General features: G+C 71.8%; 4 protein-coding genes and 1 pseudogene. 2 read left to right on the top strand and 3 right to left on the bottom strand.

The genetic code is table 11. The features are described from left to right. Positions 1 to 118 precede the first annotated feature (118 nt). The 3 genes from ACZ52J_RS42710 to ACZ52J_RS42700 form a co-directional block, all read right to left on the bottom strand. A complete protein-coding gene (locus ACZ52J_RS42710) occupies positions 119 to 1,423 on the bottom strand; it encodes a TolB family protein (protein WP_465626817.1) in 1,305 nt (434 codons plus the stop codon). A 172-nt stretch (positions 1,424 to 1,595) separates the two neighbouring features. Then, a complete protein-coding gene (locus ACZ52J_RS42705; RefSeq protein WP_360510256.1) occupies positions 1,596 to 2,366 on the bottom strand; it encodes a lysophospholipid acyltransferase family protein in 771 nt (256 codons plus the stop codon). Positions 2,367 to 2,613: 247 nt separating this feature from the next. Further along, a complete protein-coding gene (locus ACZ52J_RS42700; RefSeq protein ID WP_360510258.1) occupies positions 2,614 to 3,039 on the bottom strand; it encodes a DUF4395 domain-containing protein in 426 nt (141 codons plus the stop codon). 219 nt (positions 3,040 to 3,258) lie between these two features. Between ACZ52J_RS42700 and ACZ52J_RS42695 the strand changes: the two genes are divergently transcribed. Together ACZ52J_RS42695 and ACZ52J_RS42690 are read left to right on the top strand one after the other, a co-directional pair. Further along, positions 3,259 to 3,672 (top strand): thioredoxin family protein, encoded by a 414-nt coding sequence (locus tag ACZ52J_RS42695; protein ID WP_360510260.1) that lies wholly within the window; start codon positions 3,259 to 3,261, stop codon positions 3,670 to 3,672. Positions 3,673 to 4,003: 331 nt separating this feature from the next. After that, positions 4,004 to 4,116: pseudogene (locus ACZ52J_RS42690) on the top strand (electron transfer flavoprotein subunit beta); the annotation flags it as partial.

The following is a 4,116-nucleotide window of genomic DNA, read 5'->3' as shown; positions in this document are numbered from 1 at the left end:
TACTGCAGGGGGGACCCTGTGGGAGAGTAGGACGCCGCCGAACAATCTTTCAGAAGAGCCCCCATCCGGATCCCGGATGGGGGCTCTTCGCATTTCCAGGCCTTTCTGGCCCGTCGGCTCACTCGTCCTCGGACTGCGGCTCCTCCGTCGGCGGCTGTCCCTGGGCCTGGGCCGGCTGCTGGGCCTCGGGCTGGGCGCTCTGGGTCGGAGTAGACGGGGCAGATAGGGCAGCCGGGAGTTCCGCCGTGCCCCAGGCCGGGTGGTTGAGCCACTTGTCGGCGCTGTTGGTGAGGCGGGCGACGCCCGTGCCGTCCGGCCGCATGCTGTAGAGGTCGGCGCCGGCGCCCGCGGGGGCCTGGGCGAACACGATGGACTGGCCGTCGGGTGCGTAGGCGGCGGCGCCGTAGAAGGCGTCCGAGGGGGCGGGGGTGAGGGCGCCGATGGCGGTGCCGTCGGGGTGGACGGTATAGATGGCGCCGCCGGGGGCGTTGTCGGGGCCGGCCGGGTAGGTGGTGAAGAGGATCCTGGTGCCGTCGGGGGACCAGTCGGCACGGTCGCCGGCGCGCAGGTCCCAGGGGGTGAGCTGACGGAGCCCGGTGCCGTCCGTGTTGACGACGTAGATGGCCCGGCTGTTGGCGGGTTGTCCGGTGGCGCTGGTGCGGTACTCGAAAGTGAGCTGTTTTCCGTCGGGGGACCAGCTGGGGTTGCTGACCGAGCCGGAGTAGGGCTTGTCGTTGGTGAGGAAGGTGAGCCGTTGGACGTCGGTGCCTTCGGGGCTCATCAGGTAGAGGTCCGAGTACTGGGTCCGGGTGTTGTCGGCAGGGTTCAGGGCGCCCCAGGAGCGGCTGAAGGCGAGCTGCTTGCCGTCGGGGGAGAAGGCGGGGGCGCGTTCGTCCTCGTTGGCGCAGTCGGCGCCGCCGCTGGAGTCGTCGCAGAGCTGGCTGATCTGGTGGGCGCCGTCGCCGGAGGCGGCGACCGTCCAGAGCCGGGCGGTGCCGGTCTGCGGGTCGGTACGGTCGAAGGCGACGGCGGTGCCGTCGGGGGACCAGTCGGGTCGGTCGTCGCGGGCGCGGTCCGGTGGCTGGGTGATCTGGTGCTGGCCGCTGCCGTCGGGGGAGAGGGTGACGATGGCGCTGGTGCTGCGGGAGGAGTCGGTGTAGGACCGGCTGACGATCAGTCCGTTGTGCGCGGTGGCCGCGGCGGGGGCTCCGGCTGCCGCGCCGACCACGCCGGGGGTTGCGGCGGGCGTCGGCTCCGGGGTGGCGGAGGGGGACTCCGGCCGGATCTCGGAGAGGGGGATCTCCCCGGGCTCGGCCCCGCAGCCTGTGAGCAGGGTGCCCAGAAGCAGAAGGCCCGCACCTGCGCTTGCGCGAGTGCGGGCCTTGCTTGTGGGGGACTGCCGTGTCCCAGTGATCCGTGCCATCTCTGCCTCCGACCTTGCCGACCGCTCGACGTGTGCCCCCGTCGCCGATTCAGGACGAAGGCCCCTGAAAGGAGCTGTCACTGTGTCAGACGGGGGGCGTCGGAGGCCGGGCGACACGCGACGGATCGCGCTCGCTAGGCCACACGGAGTAGCGGAAGGGGGGGAGGGTTTGTCAGCCCCGGGCGGCGCGGCGCTCGGCCTTGGCGAGCGCCTCCGCCTCGTCCTCGGCCTCGGCGACCTCCAGAGTGGGCGCGGTGCCGTCGAGGTGGGTGGGCAGCCACCAGGTGTCGTCCGGGCCGGAGGGCTTGCCGGGGTACTCGCGCTGGGCCTGGTCGAGCATCTCGCTCATGGCGGCGCGGAGTCGTCTGGTGACCATGACGGGCTTGTCATCCGGCCCGAGGTGAATCGGTTCGCCGATCATGATGGTGACCGGGACGTGGCGCTTGGTCAGCGTCTTCGGGCGGCCCTTGGTCCAGAGCTGCTGGGTGCCCCAGAGCACGACGGGCAGCAGCGGGGTGCCGGAGTCGGCGGCCATCCGCGCGGCGCCCGTCTTGAACTTCTTCAGCATGAACGAGCGGCTGATCGTCGCCTCGGGGAACACCCCGACCACCTCGCCGGCCTTGAGGGCGCGCACGGCGGCCTCGTACGCGGGCTGGCCGTCGGTGCGGTCCACCGGGATGTGCTTCATGCCGCGCATCAGCGGGCCGGAGATCCGGTGCTTGAAGACGTCGTCCTTGGCCATGAAGCGGGTCTTGCGGTTGCCGCCGCGGTAGGCGCCGAGGCCGGCGAAGAGAAAGTCCAGGTAACTGATGTGATTGCTGACCAGTACCGCTCCCCCTTTGGCGGGGATGTGTTCGGCGCCCACGATCTTGATTCGCACGTCGAGCGCGCGGAAGGCGGTGAGTGCGGCGCCGATCACCGGCGGGTACACGAACTCTGCCACGGTCAGTCCTGACTTCCACGGGCCGGAGCCCGGTTCGGCGGGGGCCCGTGACGTTGCGCGGGCGGTGCCGACCGGAGCACGGCACGCCGCGGCGGTCACGGGTGATACACGGAGATGATCCCCCGAACGAGTGCCTGCTGTCACCTGAGGCGTGCGGTCAAGCCGATTTTCACGGTGTGATCTCCGTGATGAACTTCGACCGGGAACTCTTCCGTTCCCCGGGCTAGGGGTGGCCGCCGGAGGCGGGTCAGGCCCCGGCGGTGAGGCGGCCCTGGGCGCGCCGGACGACCGGGTAGAGCTCGCAGCCCACGCAGTAGCCGAAGGCGGCGTTGAGGAAGGCGGAGGCGAGGCCGACCGAGGTGGCCAGCAGGCCGAGCCAGGTCACCCCGGTGACGTGGCCGAGGGCGCCGACCGCGGCGAACACCAGGAGGATGCCCTGCCCGAAGCGCAGCGGCCGCTCGTCCTCGGTCTCGGACGGCGGGGCCAGGCGGGGCAGGACGAGGATCCGGAAGAGCCAGTCGTACGGGGAGAGCCGTAAGCCGCCGAACGCGCCGAGGGCGAAGACGAGCGCTTGGGCGGCGAGGAGTCCGCTGCTGCCGGTGAGGAGGACGGCGATCAGGACGGCCGAGGTGAGCGCGGCGGAGAAACGGGGACCGCGGGGGTCGGTCTGCACGGGGGCTCCGGGAGGGTCGCGACGGGCGGCAGCGGCGGAAGGTGGCGGCGGGGGCGTCAGCGACAGTGGGGTCCGGTGGGCCGGCCCGGGGAGATGACGCGGCGGGCGGTCGGCAACGGCGGTGAGGAGCGCTCGGAGTCCACCGGCCGATCGTACGCGGCCCGCCCCCGGCGGTCGACCGTCTTTCGGGGCCCGTCGTGGCTGGCGCAGACTGGGGGGATGACCGGGCTGGTGGCGTGCGTTGTCGTGCTGGCGGTCGCGACCACGTTCGGGCTGCTGCGGGCCGGGCTCGACGGAAGGATGAGGGTGCGCACCACTGACGGGACGGTACGGCTGTCGGAGGCGGAGCTGGGCGGGCCGCTCGGCGTGCGGGCGACGCTGGTGCAGTTCTCGACGGTCTTCTGCCAGCCGTGCCGGGCCACCCGGCGGGTGCTCTCGGAGGTGGCCGGGATGGTCGAGGGGGTCGAGCACGTCGAGGTGGACGCCGAGGCGCGCTTGGAGCTGGTCCGTCGGCTGCAGATCAGGCGGACGCCGACCGTCCTGGTGCTGGACGCGGACGGCCGGGTGGTGCGCCGGGCGGTGGGGCAGCCGCGCAGGGCGGACGTGATTGCGGCGCTCGGCCAGGCGGTCTGAGGAGCCCCGTCGCAAAGGAACCTGTCGTAGGGGAACCCGTCGCGTAGGAATCCCGTTGCGATGGATTCCCGTCGTAGCGGAATCCTGTCCCTGTCGGTCCGCCCCGTCAGGTGGAGTCGCGCCCTGCCTGGGGCAGGATGTGCGCAGGCGGCGGGCGCAGTCGCCCGGCGTAAGCTACTGGCCAGTAGTGACCACTGAGCTACCGGCGAGTATGCTGCCAGGAAGTTCCGGACCGGCACGGGAATTCGCTGCCCGGAGCGGGTGCGTTCCGTGTTCGCGCCCGCTTGCACAGCCGCAGCCGCCGGACGAGACCAGTACAGGAGACAAGGCCGTGAGCTTGAGGATCGTTGTCTGTGTGAAGTACGTGCCGGACGCGACGGGTGACCGTCGTTTCGCGGACGACCACACCACGGACCGGGAGGGCGTGGACGGCCTCCTGTCGGA

This window comes from Kitasatospora sp. NPDC034035 (genome assembly GCF_055575755.1).
The sequence above is the reverse complement of the archived record's forward strand: the minus strand, read 5'-3'. Positions and strand labels throughout refer to the sequence as shown.